Genomic DNA, 17,846 nt, shown 5'->3' on the forward strand with positions numbered 1-17,846 from the left:
AGCACCTCGTGAGGGTGTCGGTGGTGAGGTGGGGGTGGGGGAGGACGGGCGCTGCCGCGGACTGCGGTGGGTGCCGGCGGCAGCCGTGCTCCTGCAAGCGCAGCACCGGCAGTCGGGCGAGGGGAGGGCGGCGCGGCGGCAGGGGTATCGGCCGCAGCGGCGGGTGTCCGGGCGCAGGCGACGGGTGCCTCGGGGCGATCCCGGCGCGCGGTGCCGCGAACAGCGGAAGCCGGCCGCGCCGTGCGGCGGCCTTGCCCTGTTCGCTCATCGCGTCCCTCTCGACGGAACGACAAACCGGCGGCGGCCGGGGAGACCCATTCTTCGCACCCTACCCCCTAGGGGTATGGCCCTCCGGGTATCCGCCGCCGAACGGGGGACCACCGCCCGGCCCGGCCGCCGGATCCGGCCCGTCCGCACCGCCGGACCGGCCGCCTGTGGTCGTCCGCGCCGGTATCGCCGCTGCACCGTCCACCGGCTGCCTATTCTTGACTTTTCTGAGCCCTCCGCGTGCCTGCCCGCCCGTGCGTCCGGCCGGGCCCACCCGATCACCTGGATGTCCGTGACCCCGATGAGCCCCCTCCCTCTCCCCGTCCCCGGCCGGTTCCTGCGGGTCGGCGGGGTGCCGCTGCATGTGCTGACCGAGGGGCGCGGGCCGGTCTGCGTCCTCAGCGGCGGTCTCGGCATGGCCTGGTACGACTGGGACGCCGTCGCCGCGCTGCTCGCCCCGTACCGCACCGTCGTCCGCTTCGACCGCCCCGGGCTCGGCCTGAGTGCCCCGGCCTCAGGGCCGCCCACCCTCGCCGCCGAGGCCGACCGGATCGCCCACCTCCTCGACGCGCTCGGCCACTTCGGCCCGGCCACCGTCGTCGGCCACTCGCTCGCCGGCTTCCACGCCGAGGCGTTCGCCCGGCTGCACCCCGCGCGCTGCGCCGGGCTCGTGCTGGCCGACGGCAGCATCGAGGACGCGCCCCGGCCCCGGCTGCCGCGCGCGGTGCGGACCGCCGTGGCGGGCAGCGTGGCCGCTGCGGTGTCCGCCGCCGGACTGCCGCGTGCCCTGGGCCCGGCCACCCGCCGGCTGATCGACCGCGCCACGACGGTCGGCAGCCATCCGCCGCACCCGTGGGAGCACACCTACCGCACCAGCCGGGTCCTGCGGGCCTGCGTCCTGGAGAACGCGACCTACGGCTACCAGGCCGCGGAGCTCGCCGCGCTGCGCCCGGCCCGCCCGCTGCCCGCGGCCCCGGTCACCGTCCTCGCGGCGTACGACGGCAGCGAGACGCCGCGGCAACTGCGCTGGCTGGAGCGGCAGCGCGGGCTCGCTGCGGAGCTGGGCGGCCGGTTCGCCCTCGCCGCGCCCGCGGGACACCTGCTGATGGCCGATGCGCCGGCGTCGGTGGCGCGGGCGGTGCTGGACCTGTCGGGGACGGGGCGGGACGCGGCGGTGCCGGAACGGCCGTAAACACCTCGGGTCGTCCCACGGCGCCCCCGGAGCGGCCGTAGGCCCTCCTTTGCAGCCCTGGACCGCCCGCTTCGAACCCCCCCCGTACCCGCCCGCATCCGCCGCGTGAATTCCGCGGAACGGAGCCGTCAACGCCTGGTCAACATGCCCTCAGTACGGGTCCAAGACTGGGCCAAGCCGCCCGATTGCCGCCGCCCGCAGCGCTGAGCCTGTCTGCTGCGGGAAGGATGGGGCTGAGGGTTACGGGACGCCGGTTCTGATTCAGGCCAAGGGTGCGTAATGTGACGGTAACCCCCTCACGTGATACTGGTGTGCCGAACCACGTTGCCCGATGTGGCTCGACAGGCCGATTGACCTGCAAGGATTGGTGACCCATGGACAAGCAGCAGGAGTTTGTGCTCCGGACGCTGGAGGAGCGCGACATCCGCTTCGTACGACTGTGGTTCACCGATGTGCTCGGGTTCCTGAAGTCCGTGGCGGTGGCGCCGGCGGAGCTGGAGCAGGCCTTCGACGAGGGCATCGGCTTCGACGGCTCGGCCATCGAGGGATTCGCCCGGGTGTACGAATCGGACATGATCGCCAAGCCGGACCCCGGCACCTTCCAGATCCTTCCCTGGCGCGCGGAGGCCCCCGGCACCGCCCGGATGTTCTGCGACATCCTGATGCCGGACGGCTCCCCCTCCTACGCCGACCCGCGCTACGTCCTCAAGCGCATCCTGGCCAAGACCTCCGACCTCGGGTTCACCTTCTACACCCACCCGGAGATCGAGTTCTTCCTGCTCAAGGACAAGCCCGTGGACGGCCGGCGGCCCACCCCCGGCGACTCCTCCGGCTACTTCGACCACACCCCGCAGAACGTCGGCATGGACTTCCGCCGACAGGCGATCACCATGCTGGAGTCGATGGGCATCTCGGTGGAGTTCAGCCACCACGAGGGCGCCCCCGGCCAGCAGGAGATCGATCTGCGCTACGCCGACGCCCTCTCGACGGCCGACAACATCATGACGTTCCGGCTGGTCATGAAGCAGGTGGCGCTGGAGCAGGGCGTGCAGGCGACGTTCATGCCCAAGCCGTTCTCGGAGTACCCGGGCTCGGGGATGCACACCCACCTCTCGCTCTTCGAGGGCGACCGCAACGCCTTCCACGAGTCCGGCTCGGAGTACCAACTCTCCAAGGTGGGGCGCTCGTTCATCGCCGGTCTGCTCAGGCACGCGGGCGAGATCTCCGCCGTCACCAACCAGTGGGTCAACTCCTACAAGCGCATCTGGGGCGGCGCCAACCGCACCGCGGGCGCCGGCGGCGAGGCCCCCTCCTACATCTGCTGGGGCCACAACAACCGCTCCGCGCTGATCCGCGTGCCGATGTACAAGCCCGGCAAGATGGGCTCGACCCGGGTCGAGGTCCGCTCGATCGACTCCGGCGCCAACCCGTATCTGACGTATGCGGTGCTGCTCGCGGCCGGTCTCAAGGGCATCGAGGAGGGCTACGAGCTGCCGGCCGGCGCCGATGACGACGTCTGGGCGCTGTCCGACTCCGAGCGCAGGGCGATGGGCATCGAGCCGCTGCCGCAGAACCTCGGCGAGGCCATCGATCTGATGGAGCGCAGCGAACTCGTCGCCGAGACCCTCGGCGAGCACGTCTTCGACTTCTTCCTCCGCAACAAGAAGCAGGAGTGGGAGGAGTACCGCTCCGAGGTCACCGCCTTCGAGCTGCGCAAGATGCTGCCCGTGCTCTGAGCCACCGCGCCACCGAGAGGCTGACCATGGCACTACCCGCTCCGCAGGGACGGCGGAGCAGTACCTTCACCCGGCTGCTGAGGCACGGTTTCACCGACCCCTCGGCGGCCGGGGAGCTGCTCGATTCCCCCGGCCTCGCCCCCGTACGCGACGATTCGGTGCTGCTCGAAGCGCTCGGTGCCACCGCGGACCCGGATCTCGCGCTGCGCGGCCTGGCCCGGCTGGTGGAGCGGCAGGGCGGGCCGGACGCCCAGCAGACGCTGCTCAGCACGGTCGTCGCGGCGAAACCGCTGCGCGACCGGCTGCTGGGGGTGCTCGGCGCGTCCGAGGCGCTCGCCGATCACCTCGTCCGCCATCCGCAGGACTGGCAGTCGCTGGTCACCTACGAGTCGGTCGATCTGCACCCCACCACCCCCGAGTTCGAGCTGGCGCTGGCCGAGGGCATCTGGGGCGAACAGGGCGCCGTCCGGCCGCGCGCGGACGCCCTGCGCACCGCCTACCGCCGCGCGCTGCTGGGGATCGCCGCCCGCGACGTGTGCGGGACGACCGATGTCGCCGAGGCCGCGGCCGAGCTCGCCGACCTGGCCACCGCCACGATCCGGGCCGCCCTGGAGATCAGCTACGAAGAGGCGCCCGGCGACGCCGCGGTGTGCCGGCTGGCCGTCATCGGCATGGGCAAATGCGGCGGCCGGGAGCTGAACTACGTCTCGGACGTCGATGTCATCTTCGTGGCCGAGGCCAAGGAAGGCGTCGACGAGGCCAAGGCGCTGCAGGCCGCGACCCGGATCGCGGCCCGCATGATGCGGCTGTGCTCGGACAACACCGTCGAGGGCACCATCTGGCCGGTGGACGCCAATCTGCGCCCCGAGGGCCGCAACGGCCCGCTGGTGCGCACGCTCAGCAGCCATCTCGCCTACTACCAGCGGTGGGCCAAGACCTGGGAGTTCCAGGCGCTGCTCAAGGCCCGCCCGATGGCCGGTGACCTCGGGCTGGGCGAGGAGTACATCGATGCGCTGGCGCCGATGGTGTGGGAGGTCGCCGAGCGGGAGAACTTCGTCGCCGATGTGCGCCAGATGCGCCGCCGGGTCGTCGAGAACATCCCCGCCGCCCAGGTCGAACGGGAGCTCAAGCTCGGCCCCGGCGGGCTGCGCGACGTCGAATTCGCCGTCCAGCTGCTCCAGTTGGTGCACGGCCGCAGCGATGCCACCCTGCGCAGCGCCACCACTCTCGACGCCCTGGCGGCGCTGGCGGCCGGCGGCTATGTCGGACGCCAGGACGCCGCGGCCCTGGACGCCGCCTACCGCTTCCTGCGCACCCTGGAGCACCGCATCCAGCTCTTCCGGATGCGCCGTACCCATCTGATGCCCGAGGACGAGGGCGAACTGCGGCGCCTGGCCCGCTCGTTGGGGCTGCGCACCGAGCCCGTCGACACCCTCCGCAAGGAGTGGAAGTGGCACGCCAGGGAAGTGCGCCGGCTGCACGAGAAGCTCTTCTACCGTCCGCTGCTCGACGCCGTCGCCACCCTGGAGACCGGCGAGACCCGGCTGTCCGCCAGGGCCGCCGGCCACCGCCTCGAAGCGCTGGGCTATGCCGACCCGGTGGCCGCACTGCGGCATCTGGAGGCGCTGGCCTCCGGGGTCACGCGCAAGGCCGCCATCCAGCGCACCCTGCTGCCCGTACTGCTGGCCTGGTTCGCGGACTCCGCCGACCCGGACGCCGGACTGCTCAACTTCCGCAAGGTCTCCGACGCCCTCGGCAAGACGCCCTGGTACCTGCGGCTGCTGCGCGACGAGGGCGCGGCCGCCGAGAACCTCGCCCGGGTGCTCTCCGCCGGCCGGCTCGCCCCCGATCTGCTGCTGCGCGCCCCCGAGGCGGTCGCCCTGCTCGGCGCCGCCGACGGCCTCCAGGCGCGCAGCCGGGCCGCGCTGGAGCAGGAGGTGCTGGCCGCGGTCGGCCGCGCGGACGGTGCGGAGGCGGCGGTCGCCGCGGCCCGCGGGGTGCGCCGCCGGGAGCTGTTCCGTACCGCCGCGGCGGATGTGATCGGCGCGTACGGCACCGAGTACAGCCCCGCGCACACCGACCACGGCCGCTCCGTCGACGCGGTCGGCTCGGCGGTCTCCGACCTCAACGCCGCCACCCTGGCCGGCGCCCTGCGTGCCGCGGTCCGCGCCCAGTGGGGCGACACCCTGCCCACCCGCTTCGCGGTGATCGGCATGGGCCGCTTCGGCGGCCGCGAGCTGAGCTACGGCTCGGACGCCGACGTCCTGTTCGTCCACGAACCGCGCGAGGGCGCCGACGAGCAGGAGGCCGCCCAGGCCGCGCACGCCGTCGCCAACGAGATGCGCCGACTGCTCGAACTCCCCTCCTCCGACCCGCCGTTGCCCATCGACGCGGACCTCCGCCCGGAGGGCAGGTCCGGCCCGCTGGTACGGACGCTCGCCTCCTACGCTGCCTACTACCGGCGCTGGTCGCTGGTCTGGGAGTCGCAGGCCCTGCTGCGCGCCGAACCGGTCGCCGGCGACGCGGAGCTGGGCCGGCGGTTCATCGAACTGATCGACCCGCTGCGCTACCCCGCCGAGGGCCTGGGCGACGAGGCGGTCCGCGAGATCCGCAAGCTCAAGGCCCGCATGGAGGCCGAACGGCTGCCCCGCGGCGCGGACCCGACCACCCACGCCAAGCTGGGCCGCGGCGGCCTGAGCGACGTCGAGTGGACCGTCCAACTGCTCCAGATGCAGCACGGCTGGGAGATCCCCGGCCTGCGCACCACCCGCACCCGCGAGGCACTCGCCGCCGCACACGCCGCCGAACTGATCGGCACCGAGGACGCCCAGACCCTGGACGAGGCGTGGGTACTGGCCGCCCGCGTACGCAACGCCGTGATGGTCGTCCGAGGCCGCCCCGGCGACACGTTCCCCGTCGACGGCCGCGAACTGGCGGCCGTAGGCCGCTACCTCGGCTACGAGGAGGGCCAGACGGGCGAGATGCTCGACGACTACCGACGCGTGACCCGCAGGGCGCGGGCGGTCGTCGAGGAGATCTTCTACGGGGCGTAGTTCTGTTCTTCCCACGTTTTTGGCTGGCCCGCCGTGGTGGTTGTTCGCCGTTGCGCTTTGCGGCGCGGCGCACGTTTTTGTCTTTCCCGCCGTGTTTCGTCTCGCCGTTGCGCCTGCGGCGGGCGTGGGTTGTTGGGTGCGGTGCCGCTCCTCCGGACTTCGTCCTGCGGCTCGGCCCCTCCCGTGGTGGGGGAGGAATCAGGCCGGTGGGGGTGTTTGTAGGTGGTCCGGTGTGCCTAGTCGGTCGCAGTGAGCTGGCTACCGTGGCGCGCCCCCACTCACCGTCACTCACTCCACCCACGGGAGGGGACGGGCCGGAGGGGTCGGTGTGTGGGACGTAAAGCGAAGCAGTCCCACACACCGACCCCGGAGGTCCGTCACCGCACCCGACACCCACTCGGCCCGCCGCAGGCGCAACGGCGAGAAGCAACCACGGCAGGAAAGTCGACAACGTACGGCGCGCCGCAAAGCGCAGCGGAGGGGCGGGAAAGTCGACAACGTGCGGCGCGTAGGGGCGGGGTACCCGCTCCGGCCGTTGCCCGCACAGCCGTTGCGCCCGCTGCCGTGAGCGGCACGATTCAGCCAACCAGTTTCCGGTCCGGGCGACGGGAACCCGGCTGCTGCGGCCCGGCCCATGGCGAGGAACGGTGGCGTGCGCCGGTGATTCCCGCGGTGGCCGGGAAAGGTGAACGGTGGACATTTTTCGATTTATCGCCGGGTGCGGCGGGGCTTGTTCCGCCCCTCGTCCCCTTGATCGATTTCTGATTGCATTTCATGCGTTGACCAACTCCAACGCAAAGGAATGATGATGCGGAGTAAGCAGAGGATCCTGGCAGGGATTCTGTCGGCATCCGTCGCCTGGGCCGGATTTCTAGGAGTCTCTGCCGGGCCCGCGCAGGCTGCCACGGTTTCGCATGTGCGTATGGCCGCGCCGGCGGCTCAGAAATCGGCGGTCGGAAAGTGGCACATACGCAACTCGTTCTTCGGGAAGAACGGCGAAGACGTGCCCCTGCGGCAGGGGGATCTGAAGTTCGGCTACAAGCACATTCAGGACAAGCACCCGGAAGATGACACTTCCTTGATCGGCTGGATCGACGATACCCTCGAAGACGGAAAATACCAGGAAGATGAGGGGTCGACGGTGGTGCGGAACCGGACGGCCACCGGGCAGATGTTCCGGGTGGTGTTCTCGGAGCGCGAAGACGAAGCCTCCAAGGACGGTCGACCGGTCGGCATCATTACGGCGTTCCTTGAATGACGGGAGCGAGAGGAGAGGCCGTGGACCACACGCCGCGTGGCGGCATGGAGAGGGACGAGTGGCTCGCGCAATTTCAGCGGTCCCTGGAACGTTCCCTGCCGAAGAGTTTGGCCTCGGAAGAGGATCAGGGTTCCCTGCGGGAAATGCTTGTCGACCGGAGAGAGCAGGGTATCTGGATCACTGCCACCTTCTCCATGGCGAGTCGTCCCGGGGTGGCCTTTGAATGGCAGGAAAATGTGGTGCCCGAGTTGAGTACGGACTGGGACCCCGCATTCGCTGCCATGCTCTTCCGCACGCACCTCATCGAGTGGTATCACACGGAGGCCAAAAGGCGGCCCCCCACTGCCGATGGCGTCGTCCGCGGCTGACCCGGTGGCCACGCGGTGCGAAAGCTGTCCGGCTCCGCGGTACGGCCAGGGCCTCATGCGGGCTCCGCTGCGCTCGCCCCTTCTCGGGGGAGGGCGCGGGGCCGCATGAGGCCCTGGCTCACGCCGCAGCCGGCAACGCCCGGGCCATCCTGTGCGGCAACGACCCGTACCAGACAGACGCCACCGCGAAGCCCACGCTCAGGCACGCGACCCCGCCCAACGCGTCCAGCCAGAAGTGGTTGGCGGTGGAGACGATGACCAGGAGGGTGACGGTGGGGTAGAGCAGCCCGAGGACCCTCGCCCACAGCGGCTTGGCCAACAGGGCGATCGTGATGCCGCACCACAGCGACCAGCCGATGTGCATCGACGGCATCGCGGCGTACTGGTTGGACATCGAGGCGAGGTTGCCGGACGCCATCGAGCCCCAGGTTCCGTGGTCGACGAGGGTGTCGACGAAGCCGCCGCCCGTCATCAGCCGGGGCGGCGCCAGCGGGAAGAAGTAATAGCCGATCAGGGCGACGCCGGTGGTGGCGAAGAGGGCCAGCCGCGCCGCGGCATAGCGGCCCGGGTGCCAGCGGTAGAGCCAGACCAGCACCCCGATCGTCACGATGAAGTGCAGTGTCGCGTAGTAGTAGTTCATCGACACGATCAGCCACGTCACGGAGTCGACCGCGTGGTTGACGGTGCGCTCGACGGCGATGCCCAGGGAGTGCTCCGCCTGCCAGATCCAGTCGGCGTTCTTGAGCGCCTTGGCCTTCTGCTCCGGAACGGCGTTGCGAATCATCGAGTACGTCCAGTAGCTGACCGCGATCAGCAGGACCTCGAACCAGAGCCGGGGGGTGCGCGGGGACCTCAGCCGGGCCAACCGGCCCTCGTTCGCCGGACGGTCCGCGGGTTCCCCGGTGGGTGTCGGGGTGGTCGGCAGGCCGTCCAGAGTCCTCGTATTCGCATCACCCATAGGCAGACAGTCTGCCAGAAAGGGGCGTGTCGCCGATCATCCTTCGGTCGGGTATTCGAAGCCGCATATCGGTCTTGAGGGGGACATCGGACCCCCGTCGTTCTCGGGGGTGCGAACGTCAAAGAGCCCGCAGCGGCTTCGGGATCCGGGCCGTTTTCGGGGCCGAGGCGGTCGAGCCGCGGACGACGAGTTCGGGGTGGAAGACGAACTCGCTGTGCGGGGCCGGGGTGCCGCCGATCTCCTCCAGCAGCGCACGCACCGCCGCCTGCCCCATGGCCGTGACCGGCTGCCGGATCGTGGTCAGCGGCGGGTCGGTGAAGGCGATCAGCGGGGAGTCGTCGAAGCCGACCACGGAGACGTCCCGCGGGACGTCCAGCCCGCGCTGGCGGGCCGCGCGGATCGCACCGAGCGCCATCATGTCGCTGGCGCAGACGATGGCCGTCGCGCCCCGCTCGATCAGCGCGCCGGCCGCGGCCTGCCCGCCCTCCAAGGTGTAGAGGGAGTGCTGGATGAACGGCTCCGCCTCGGCCGGGCCGGTCTGCAGCCGCTCCTGCATGCTGCGGACGAAGCCCTCGATCTTGCGCTGTACGGGCACGAACCGCTTGGGCCCGAGCGCCAGCCCGATCCGCCGGTGGCCCAGCGCACCGAGATGGGTGATCGCCAGATCCACCGCGGCCCGGTCGTCGGGGGAGACGAACGGGGCCTGCACCTTGTCGGAGAAGCCGTTGATGAGGACGAACGGCACGCCCTGGCCGCGCAGCTGTTCATAGCGCTGCATATCGGCGGAGGTGTCGGCGTGCAGCCCGGAGACGAAGATGATGCCGGCCACCCCGCGGTCGACCAGCATCTCGGTCAGCTCGTCCTCCGTGGAGCCGCCCGGAGTCTGGGTCGCGAGGACCGGCGTATAGCCCTGGCGGGTCAGTGCCTGCCCGATGACCTGCGCGAACGCCGGGAAGATCGGGTTCTCCAGCTCCGGGGTGATCAGTCCGACCAGCCCCGCGCTGCGCTGCCGCAGCCGCACCGGACGTTCGTAGCCCAGCACATCGAGGGCGGCAAGCACGGACTGGCGGGTGGTGGCGGAGACACCGGGCTTCCCGTTGAGAACCCGGCTGACGGTGGCCTCGCTGACACCCGCCTGTGCTGCGATATCGGCCAGCCGGGCGGTCATGAGCAGGACTGTACCGTTCTGCTGTCAGATTGCCCACCAGATGCAGCTGTCACCGGGCAGCACCGCGCTGCCGTCGTTGACGATCACCGGCGTGCTGGCCAGCAGCGGGGTCCCGGGCGCCGGGAAGGCGAGGTCGCGGCCCAGGGTGTTGACGGTGCACAGCACGCCGGGGCGGCGGAAGGCGAGCACCCCGTCGGGCGCGGACACCCAGCTCATCGGCCCGTCGCCCAGCCCCGGCAGCCGGCGCCGCAGGGACAGCGCGGTGCGGTAGAGCTCCAGGGTGGAGGCGGGGTCGCCGGTCTGTGCGGCGACGGTCAGCGCGCGCCAGTCGGCCGGCTGCGGCAGCCAGCTGCCGCCGGGCCCGAAGCCGTACGGCGGCTGCTCGCCGGACCAGGGGAGCGGGACCCGGCAGCCGTCGCGGAAGCCGTCCTGGCCGCTGGTGTCCCCACCGTCCGCAGCCGGGACGTCGGCGGCCGCGGCACCGACTGCCGTGCCCGGGCGGCGGCCGCGGAAGAACGCCGGGTCCTGGCGGACCTCGTCGGGCAGGTCGGTGACCTCGGGCAGGCCCAACTCCTCGCCCTGGTAGAGGTAGGCGGAGCCGGGCAGCGCCAGCATCAGCAGGGTGGCGGCGCGGGCGCGGGCCAGGCCGCCGCCGAGGCGGGTGGTGTGGCGGACCACGTCGTGGTTGGACAGCACCCAGGTGGTGGGGGCGCCGACCGAGGCGGTGGCGGCGATCGAGGCGTCGATGACCGCGCGCAGCGCCCCGGCCTGCCAAGGGGCGTTCAGGAACTGGAAGTTGAAGGCCTGGTGGAGTTCGTCGGGGCGGACGTAGAGGGCGAGGCGTTCGGGGGTGGGCGCCCAGGCCTCGGCGACGCCGATCACCTGCGTGCCGTGGGCGTCGCCGTAACCGTCCAGCAGCCGCCGCCAGGTGCGGTGGATGGCATGCACCCCGTCCTGGTCGAAGAACGGCAGGACCTGGGTGCCGATCAGCTGGGCCTGCCGGCCGTGGCCGATGTCCGGCAGACCGGGCGCCTTGATCATGCCGTGCGCGACATCGATCCGGAAGCCGTCCACGCCCAGGTCGAGCCAGAAGCGCATGATGGCCTCGAACTCGGCGTGCACCTCCGGGTTGTCCCAGTTCAGATCGGGCTGCTCGGGCGCGAAGAGGTGGAGGTACCAGTCGCCGCGGTCGGTACGCGTCCAGGCCGGGCCGCCGAAGACCGACTCCCAGTCGTTGGGCGGGAGTTCGCCGCGGGGCCCCTTGCCCGGACGGAAGACATAGCGCTCCCGGGCCAGTTCGGGGTCCTGGAACCACGGGTGCCGGTCGGAGGTGTGGTTGGGCACGATGTCGACGATCACCCGCAGGCCCAGGTCATGGGCGGTGCGCAGGAGATCGTCGGCGTCCTGGAGGGTGCCGAAGAGCGGGTCGACGGCGCGGTAGTCGGCGACGTCGTAGCCGCCGTCGGCCTGCGGTGAGGCGTAGAACGGGGTGAGCCAGACGGCGTCCACCCCCAGGTCCTTCAGGTACGGCAGCCGCTCACGGACCCCGCGCAGATCGCCGATGCCGTCGCCGTCGCTGTCGGCGAACGAGCGCACGTAGACCTGGTAGATGACGGCGTCGCGCCACCACCGGGAATCCCGGCCGGTCTCGGGGGCCCGGGGGGCGGGGCCGGGGGAAGTGAGCTCCTGGGTCATCTGCCGTCCCTGTCGGTCGAGAGGCGTGCATGCCGTCACGCAATCAACGCTCGGGCGGGCGCGGGGTGACGGTGCCGGGAGCGCCCGGAGGGTCCCGTTCCAGCCATCTCGTTGCAATTCGTTCCAGTGGTCTTGCAGAAATTTGCCGCAAGGTCTTTCGGTTTGTTTGCGGCGCTGTTACGTTCCTGACCGCCATCTGAGGCATTTCCCTAAGGAGTTCACATGCGGTGTGGCATACGGGGCGTAACGGCCACCGCGCTGGTCGCGGGCCTGGCACTGGCGGCGACGGCGTGCGGCGGGGGTGACGGCGGCAGCGGCGGCAGCAGCGGGAGCGAACTGTCCGGAACCGTTACCTTCTGGGACACCTCCAACGACGCCGAGAAGGCGACGTACCGCAAGCTTGCCGAAGGTTTCCAGAAGGAGCACCCGAAGGTCCACGTTCAGTACGTGAACGTCCCGTTCGGTGAGGCCAACGCCAAATTCAAGAACGCTGCGGGCGGCAACTCCGGCGCCCCCGACGTGATGCGCACCGAGGTCGCCTGGACCGCCGACTTCGCCAACCTCGGCTACCTCGCCCCGCTCGACGGCACCCCCGCCCTCGACAAGACCGACGACTACCTCCCGCAGGCCGTCGGCTCCACCAAGTTCAAGGGCAAGACCTACGCGGCACCCCAAGTCATCGACACCCTCGGCCTCTTCTACAACAAGAAGATCCTCAAGGACGCCGGCGTCGGGGTGCCCAAGACCTTCGCCGAACTGACCACCGCCGCCAAGAAGATCAAGGCCAAGACCGGCGCCACCGCCCTCTACCTGCGCGGCGACGACCCCTACTGGTTCCTGCCCTACCTCTACGGCGAGGGCGGCAACATGGTCGACGCCCGCGACAAGATCGTGCAGATCGACGACGGCGCCGGCGTCAAGGCCTTCAAGACGATCAAGGACCTGGTCGACTCCAAGGCCGCCGTCACCGACGCCACCGACGGCCAGGAGAACCAGCTCAAGGCCCTCAAGGACGGCACCGTCGCGATGGCCGTCGACGGCCCCTGGGACATCGAAGGCGCCCGCGCCGGCAAGGCCTTCAAGGACAAGGAGAACCTCGGCGTCGCCCCCGTACCCGCCGGCTCCAAGGCCCAGGGCTCCCCGCAGGGCGGCTGGAACCTCTCTGTCTACGCGGGCAGCAAGAACCTCCAGGCCTCCTACGCCTTCGTGAAGTACATGAGCTCGGCCAAGGTCCAGCAGCAGACCACCGACAAGCTCAGCCTGCTGCCCACCCGCAAGTCCGTCTACGACGTGCCGGCCGTCAAGAACAACGAGATGGTCAAGTTCTTCAAGCCCGCCGTGGACGGCGCCGTCCAGCGCCCCTGGATCGCCGAGGGCAACTCCCTCTTCGAGCCGATCAAGGTCCAGATGAACAAGGTGCTCACCGGCTCCGCCACGCCCGAGCAGGCCGCCAAGGCGACCGGCGACGCCTACCGGAAGCTGCTCAAGGACTACAAGTGACCGTTGCTGTACGGGTGCGCCGCGCGCTGGGCACCCACTGGTACGCATGGACGATGGTCGCCCCGGTGGTACTCGTCATCGGGGTGATCATCGGCTACCCGCTGGTGCGCGGCGTCTTCCTCTCGCTCACCGACGCCAACGAGGCCAACGTCGAGCGGAACATCGGCGTCAACCACCTCCCCGCCACCTACAAGTTCACCGGCCTGGACAACTACAAGGCGGTGCTCACCGACGGCGTCTTCTGGGACCGCCTCGGCTGGACCGTGACCTGGACCGTCGCCTGCGTCTCGATCACCTTCCTGACCGGCCTCGCCCTGGCGAACATGCTCAACCGCTCGCTGCGCGGCCGCACCTTCTACCGCCTGGCGCTGATCCTGCCGTGGGCCATCCCCGCCTTCATCTCCGTCTTCACCTGGCGGATGCTCTACAACGAGAAGAACGGCATCCTCAACAAGCTGCTGGCCGGTGGCGGCATCGACGCCGTCCCGTGGCTCAACGACCCCACCTGGGCGAAGCTCTCGGTCATCGCCGTCAACGTCTGGCTGGGCGTGCCCTTCATGCTCGTCGCGCTCCTCGGCGGGCTCCAGTCCATACCCGGCGAGCTCTACGAGGCCGCCGAGATGGACGGCGCGAGCGCCTGGCAGCGCTTCCGCCACATCACGATCCCCGGACTGCGGGCCGTCAGCAGCACCGTCATCCTGCTCTCCACCATCTGGACCTTCAACATGTTCCCGGTGATCTTCCTGCTGACCCGGGGCGGCCCCGGCGACGCCACCGAGATCCTGGTGACCTACGCCTACCGGCTCTCCTTCGTCGACAGCCCCCGCAACTTCTCCGAGTCCGCGGCCTGGGGCGTCCTGATCCTCGTCCTGCTCTCGGCCGTCGCGGTCGTCTACCGCAGGGCACTGCGCAAGCAGGGAGAGGTGTGGTGACCATGACCCGCACACCGCCTGCCCGCACCGGCACACCGTCGGCCCGCACCGGCACACCCCGCAAGCGCTCCGAGCGCTCCCGGGTCGCCTCCGCCGGACTGCACCTCACCCTGGCCGTCGCGGCCGTGATCGCGGTGTTCCCGCCCCTGTGGCTGCTGGTGACGTCCTTCAAACCCCGCAACGACGCCTTCTCCACCAGCCTCGTCACCCACTTCACGCTCGCCAACTACACCCACGTGGTGGCCGATACCGAGTTCCTGACCTGGTTCAAGAACTCCGTGCTGATCGTCGGGGTGACCACCGTCCTCGGTGTCTTCCTCGCCGCCACCACCGGCTACGCCGTCAGCCGCTTCCGCTTCCCCGGAATGCGTCCGCTGATGTGGCTGCTGCTGATCACCCAGATGTTCCCGGTCGCCGTGCTGATCGTGCCGCTCTACAACCTGCTGGCGAGCCTCGGCCTGCTCAACCAGCCCGCGGGCCTGGTCATCACGTACCTCACCATCGCCGTCCCGTTCTGCGCCTGGATGATGAAGGGCTTCTTCGACACCATCCCGGTGGAGATCGACGAAGCGGGCCGGGTCGACGGTCTCAACCCCTTCGGCACCTTCTGGCGGCTCGTCCTGCCGCTCGCCCGCCCGGGCCTCGCCGTCACCGGCTTCTACACCTTCGTCACCGCCTGGGCCGAGGTCGCCTACGCCTCCGCGTTCATGACCGGCGAGGAGAACCTGACGCTCGCCGGCGGGCTGCAGACCTTCGTCAACCAGTACACCAACGACTGGGGTTCGATGACCGCCGCCGCCGTGATCATCGCCGTCCCGGCCGCGCTCGTCTTCGCCTTCGCCCAGCGCCACCTCGTCGCCGGACTGACCGCCGGCACCACCAAGGGATGACATGACCCCACAGCACAACAACGTCACTCCTGCCACCGACTGGTGGCGCGAAGCGGTGATCTACCAGGTCTATCCGCGCAGCTTCGCCGACGGCAACGGCGACGGCATGGGGGACCTGGCGGGCATCCGCAGCCGGCTGCCGTACCTGCGCGACCTGGGCGTGGACGCCGTCTGGCTCAGCCCCTTCTACGCCTCCCCGCAGGCCGACGCCGGCTACGACGTCGCCGACTACCGCGCCATCGACCCGATGTTCGGCACCCTGCCCGACGCCGAGGCCGTCATCCGTGACGCACACGCCCTCGGCCTGCGCATCATCGTCGACCTCGTCCCCAACCACTGCTCCGACCAGCACGAATGGTTCCGCCGCGGGCTCGCCGAGGGCCCCGGCTCGACGATCCGCGAGCGCTTCCACTTCCGCAAGGGACGCGGCGAGAACGGCGAGCTGCCGCCCAACGACTGGGAGTCCCTCTTCGGCGGCCCCGCCTGGACCCGGGTGTCCGACGGCGAGTGGTACCTCCACCTCTTCGCCCCCGAGCAGCCCGACTTCAACTGGGACCACCCCGCCGTCCGGGACGAGTTCCGCTCCGTCCTGCGCTTCTGGCTCGACCTGGGCGTCGACGGCTTCCGGGTGGACGTGGCGCACGGCCTGGTCAAGGCCCCCGGCCTGCCCGACATGGGCCACGGCGAACAGCTCAAGCTGCTCGGCAACCAGGTCCTGCCGTTCTTCGACCAGGACGGGGTGCACGACATCTACCGCTCCTGGCGCACCGTCCTCGACGAGTACGCGGGCGAGCGGATCGCGGTAGCCGAGGCCTGGACCCCCACCGTCGAACGCACCGCCCTCTACCTGCGCCCCGACGAACTCCACCAGGCCTTCAACTTCCATTACTTGAACACCGGTTGGGACGCGGCAGCGCTCCGCGAGGCGATAGACACCTCCCTCGATGCCATGCGCCCGGTGTCCGCCCCCACCACCTGGGTGCTGTCCAACCACGACGTCGTACGCCACCGCACCCGCCTCGGCGGCGGCCTGGACCGGGCCCGCGCCGCCACCCTGCTGATGCTGGCACTGCCGGGCTCCGCCTACCTCTACCAGGGCGAGGAGTTGGGCCTGCCCGAGGTCATCGACCTGCCCGACGAGGTCCGCCAGGACCCCTCCTTCTTCCGGGCCGCCGGCCAGGAGGGCCTGCGCGACGGCTGCCGGGTGCCGATCCCGTGGAGCGGCGACGCGGCCCCGTACGGCTTCGGCACCGGCGGCAGCTGGCTCCCGCAGCCCGTCGACTGGGCCGCCCTCACCGTCGAGGCCCAGACCGGCGACCCCGACTCGACCCTGGAGCTGTACCGCACCGCCATGTCCCTGCGGCGCACGCACCCCGCCCTGGGCGCGGGCGACTCGGTCGAGTGGCTGGACGCCCCCGCCGGCATCCTGGCCTTCCGCCGCCCCGGCGGCCTGGTCTGCACGGTCAACACGACGGAGGCTCCGGTCCGCCTCTCCGTCCCGGGCCGCGTGCTGCTCTCCTCCCGCCAACTGGCAGCGTCTCAGGGGGACTTCGTTCTGCCCGCCGATACCACCATCTGGTGGGAGGTGTGACCCTGCCCGATACCCATGCCACACCCCGGCTCTCCGACATCGCCGGACAGGCGCAGGTCAGCGAGGCCACCGTCAGCCGGGTGCTGAACGGCAGGGCGGGCGTGGCGGCGAGCACCCGGCAGCGGGTGCTCGCCGCGCTGGACGTGCTCGGCTACGAGCGTCCCGTACGGCTGCGGCGGCGCAGCGCCGGCCTGGTCGGTCTGGTCATCCCGGAGCTGACCAACCCGATCTTCCCGGCCTTCGCCCAGATCATCGAGCAGTCGCTGGCCGGCCACGGCTACACCCCGGTGCTGTGCACCCAGATGCCGGGCGGGGCCACCGAGGACGAACTCGTCGAGCAACTGGAGGAGCGCGGCGTCACCGGCATCGTCTTCCTCTCCGGCCTGCACGCCGACACCCGCGCCGACCCCACCCGCTACGCCCGGCTGGCCTCCCGCGGCGTCCCGTTCGTCCTCATCAACGGCTACAACGACCGCATCGACGCCCCGTTCGTTTCACCCGATGACGGCGCGGCGGCCCGGATGGCGGTACGTCACCTGGCCGAGCTGGGACACGAGCGGATCGGGCTCGCCGTCGGCCCGGCCCGCTATGTGCCCTCCCGCCGCAAGGCCGAGGGCTTCGCGGCGGCGCTGGCGGAGTCGTTCGGCCTGTCGAGGGGGCAGGCCGAACGACGCATCCAGCACACCCTGTTCAGCGTCGAGGGCGGCCATGCGGCCGCCACCGCACTCCTCGACGACCAGGGCTGCACCGGCATCGTCTGCGGCAGCGACCTGATGGCGCTGGGTGTCGTCCGTGCGGCCCGCCAGCGGGGTCTGGACGTCCCCGGCGATGTCTCGGTCGTCGGCTTCGACGACTCCCAGCTGATCGCCTTCACCGACCCGCCGCTGACCACCGTCCGCCAACCGGTCCAGGCGATGGCGACCGCCGCGGTCGGCGCCCTCATCGAGGAGATCCACGAGCGCGGGCAGGGTCGCCAGGCCTCGCCCCGGCGCACCGAGTTCGTCTTCCAGCCGGAGCTCGTCGTACGGGGATCGACGGGCCCGGTCGGGACCTGACCTCCGGCCCACGGCGGCTCTGACCTGCTTAAAACCGTGGTCTGCCCCCGCACGTTTCGTGGTAGGGGCGGGTGCGGCCTTGTGGCTCCCCGTGGGTGCGCGGGCCCGACCGAAGAGTTGTGGTCGGGACGTGGACACCGGGCCCTGCCGTGCTTCGAATGGCTGAAACCGGCGGCGCAAGCC

General features: G+C 70.8%; 13 protein-coding genes. 10 read left to right on the forward strand and 3 right to left on the reverse strand.

The window, feature by feature from the left end; genetic code table 11:
* Positions 1-568: 568 nt before the first annotated feature.
* The 5 genes from CPH93_RS25055 (at position 569) to CPH93_RS25075 (ending at position 7,874) form a co-directional block, all read left to right on the forward strand.
* On the forward strand, positions 569-1,459 hold the full coding sequence (locus tag CPH93_RS25055) for an alpha/beta fold hydrolase (protein ID WP_096215587.1): 891 nt from the start codon (positions 569-571) through the stop codon (positions 1,457-1,459).
* A gap of 374 nt (positions 1,460-1,833) precedes the next feature.
* Positions 1,834-3,195: a type I glutamate--ammonia ligase gene (gene glnA / locus CPH93_RS25060; RefSeq protein WP_093482860.1), complete on the forward strand. Its 1,362-nt coding sequence runs from the start codon at positions 1,834-1,836 to the stop codon at positions 3,193-3,195.
* 26 nt (positions 3,196-3,221) lie between these two features.
* Complete coding sequence (locus tag CPH93_RS25065) at positions 3,222-6,248, forward strand: bifunctional [glutamine synthetase] adenylyltransferase/[glutamine synthetase]-adenylyl-L-tyrosine phosphorylase (protein ID WP_096214151.1); 3,027 nt, start codon at positions 3,222-3,224, stop codon at positions 6,246-6,248.
* Positions 6,249-7,170: 922 nt separating this feature from the next.
* Complete coding sequence (locus CPH93_RS25070) at positions 7,171-7,506, forward strand: hypothetical protein (protein WP_096214152.1); 336 nt, start codon at positions 7,171-7,173, stop codon at positions 7,504-7,506.
* Between the two features lie 20 nt (positions 7,507-7,526).
* On the forward strand, positions 7,527-7,874 hold the full coding sequence (locus CPH93_RS25075) for a hypothetical protein (protein WP_096214153.1): 348 nt from the start codon (positions 7,527-7,529) through the stop codon (positions 7,872-7,874).
* Between the two features lie 118 nt (positions 7,875-7,992).
* Here the strand turns inward: CPH93_RS25075 and CPH93_RS25080 are convergent, their stop codons facing one another.
* From CPH93_RS25080 to CPH93_RS25090, 3 genes are all read right to left on the reverse strand, one after another.
* A complete protein-coding gene (locus CPH93_RS25080; protein WP_231976954.1) occupies positions 7,993-8,832 on the reverse strand; it encodes a phosphatase PAP2 family protein in 840 nt (279 codons plus the stop codon).
* Between the two features lie 118 nt (positions 8,833-8,950).
* Entirely contained in the window at positions 8,951-10,000 is a 1,050-nt protein-coding gene (locus CPH93_RS25085; RefSeq protein WP_006606007.1) for a LacI family DNA-binding transcriptional regulator, read from the reverse strand.
* 24 nt (positions 10,001-10,024) lie between these two features.
* Positions 10,025-11,695 (reverse strand): glycoside hydrolase family 13 protein, encoded by a 1,671-nt coding sequence (locus CPH93_RS25090; RefSeq protein ID WP_093482856.1) that lies wholly within the window; start codon positions 11,693-11,695, stop codon positions 10,025-10,027.
* Positions 11,696-11,917: 222 nt separating this feature from the next.
* Between CPH93_RS25090 and CPH93_RS25095 the strand changes: the two genes are divergently transcribed.
* From CPH93_RS25095 to CPH93_RS25115, 5 genes are read left to right on the forward strand one after another with little or no spacing between them, the layout of a single operon-like run.
* Positions 11,918-13,195, forward strand: coding sequence for an extracellular solute-binding protein (locus tag CPH93_RS25095; protein ID WP_093482855.1), 1,278 nt, complete (start codon positions 11,918-11,920; stop codon positions 13,193-13,195).
* Positions 13,196-13,248: 53 nt separating this feature from the next.
* Positions 13,249-14,127: a carbohydrate ABC transporter permease gene (locus CPH93_RS25100; protein WP_391263662.1), complete on the forward strand. Its 879-nt coding sequence runs from the start codon at positions 13,249-13,251 to the stop codon at positions 14,125-14,127.
* Positions 14,124-15,017 carry a sugar ABC transporter permease gene (locus CPH93_RS25105; RefSeq protein WP_443031403.1) on the forward strand — a complete coding sequence of 298 codons (894 nt, stop codon included), beginning with the start codon at positions 14,124-14,126 and terminating at the stop codon, positions 15,015-15,017. The genes CPH93_RS25100 and CPH93_RS25105 overlap by 4 nt, the downstream gene beginning before the upstream one ends.
* Before the next feature lies 1 nt (position 15,018).
* Positions 15,019-16,608: a glycoside hydrolase family 13 protein gene (locus CPH93_RS25110; RefSeq protein ID WP_096214156.1), complete on the forward strand. Its 1,590-nt coding sequence runs from the start codon at positions 15,019-15,021 to the stop codon at positions 16,606-16,608.
* A complete protein-coding gene (locus CPH93_RS25115; protein WP_096215588.1) occupies positions 16,593-17,663 on the forward strand; it encodes a LacI family DNA-binding transcriptional regulator in 1,071 nt (356 codons plus the stop codon). Before CPH93_RS25110 ends, CPH93_RS25115 begins: the two co-directional genes overlap by 16 nt.
* Positions 17,664-17,846: the final 183 nt, after the last annotated feature.

Source organism: Streptomyces sp. 2323.1 (assembly GCF_900221035.1).
GTDB lineage: Bacteria > Actinomycetota > Actinomycetes > Streptomycetales > Streptomycetaceae > Streptomyces > Streptomyces sioyaensis.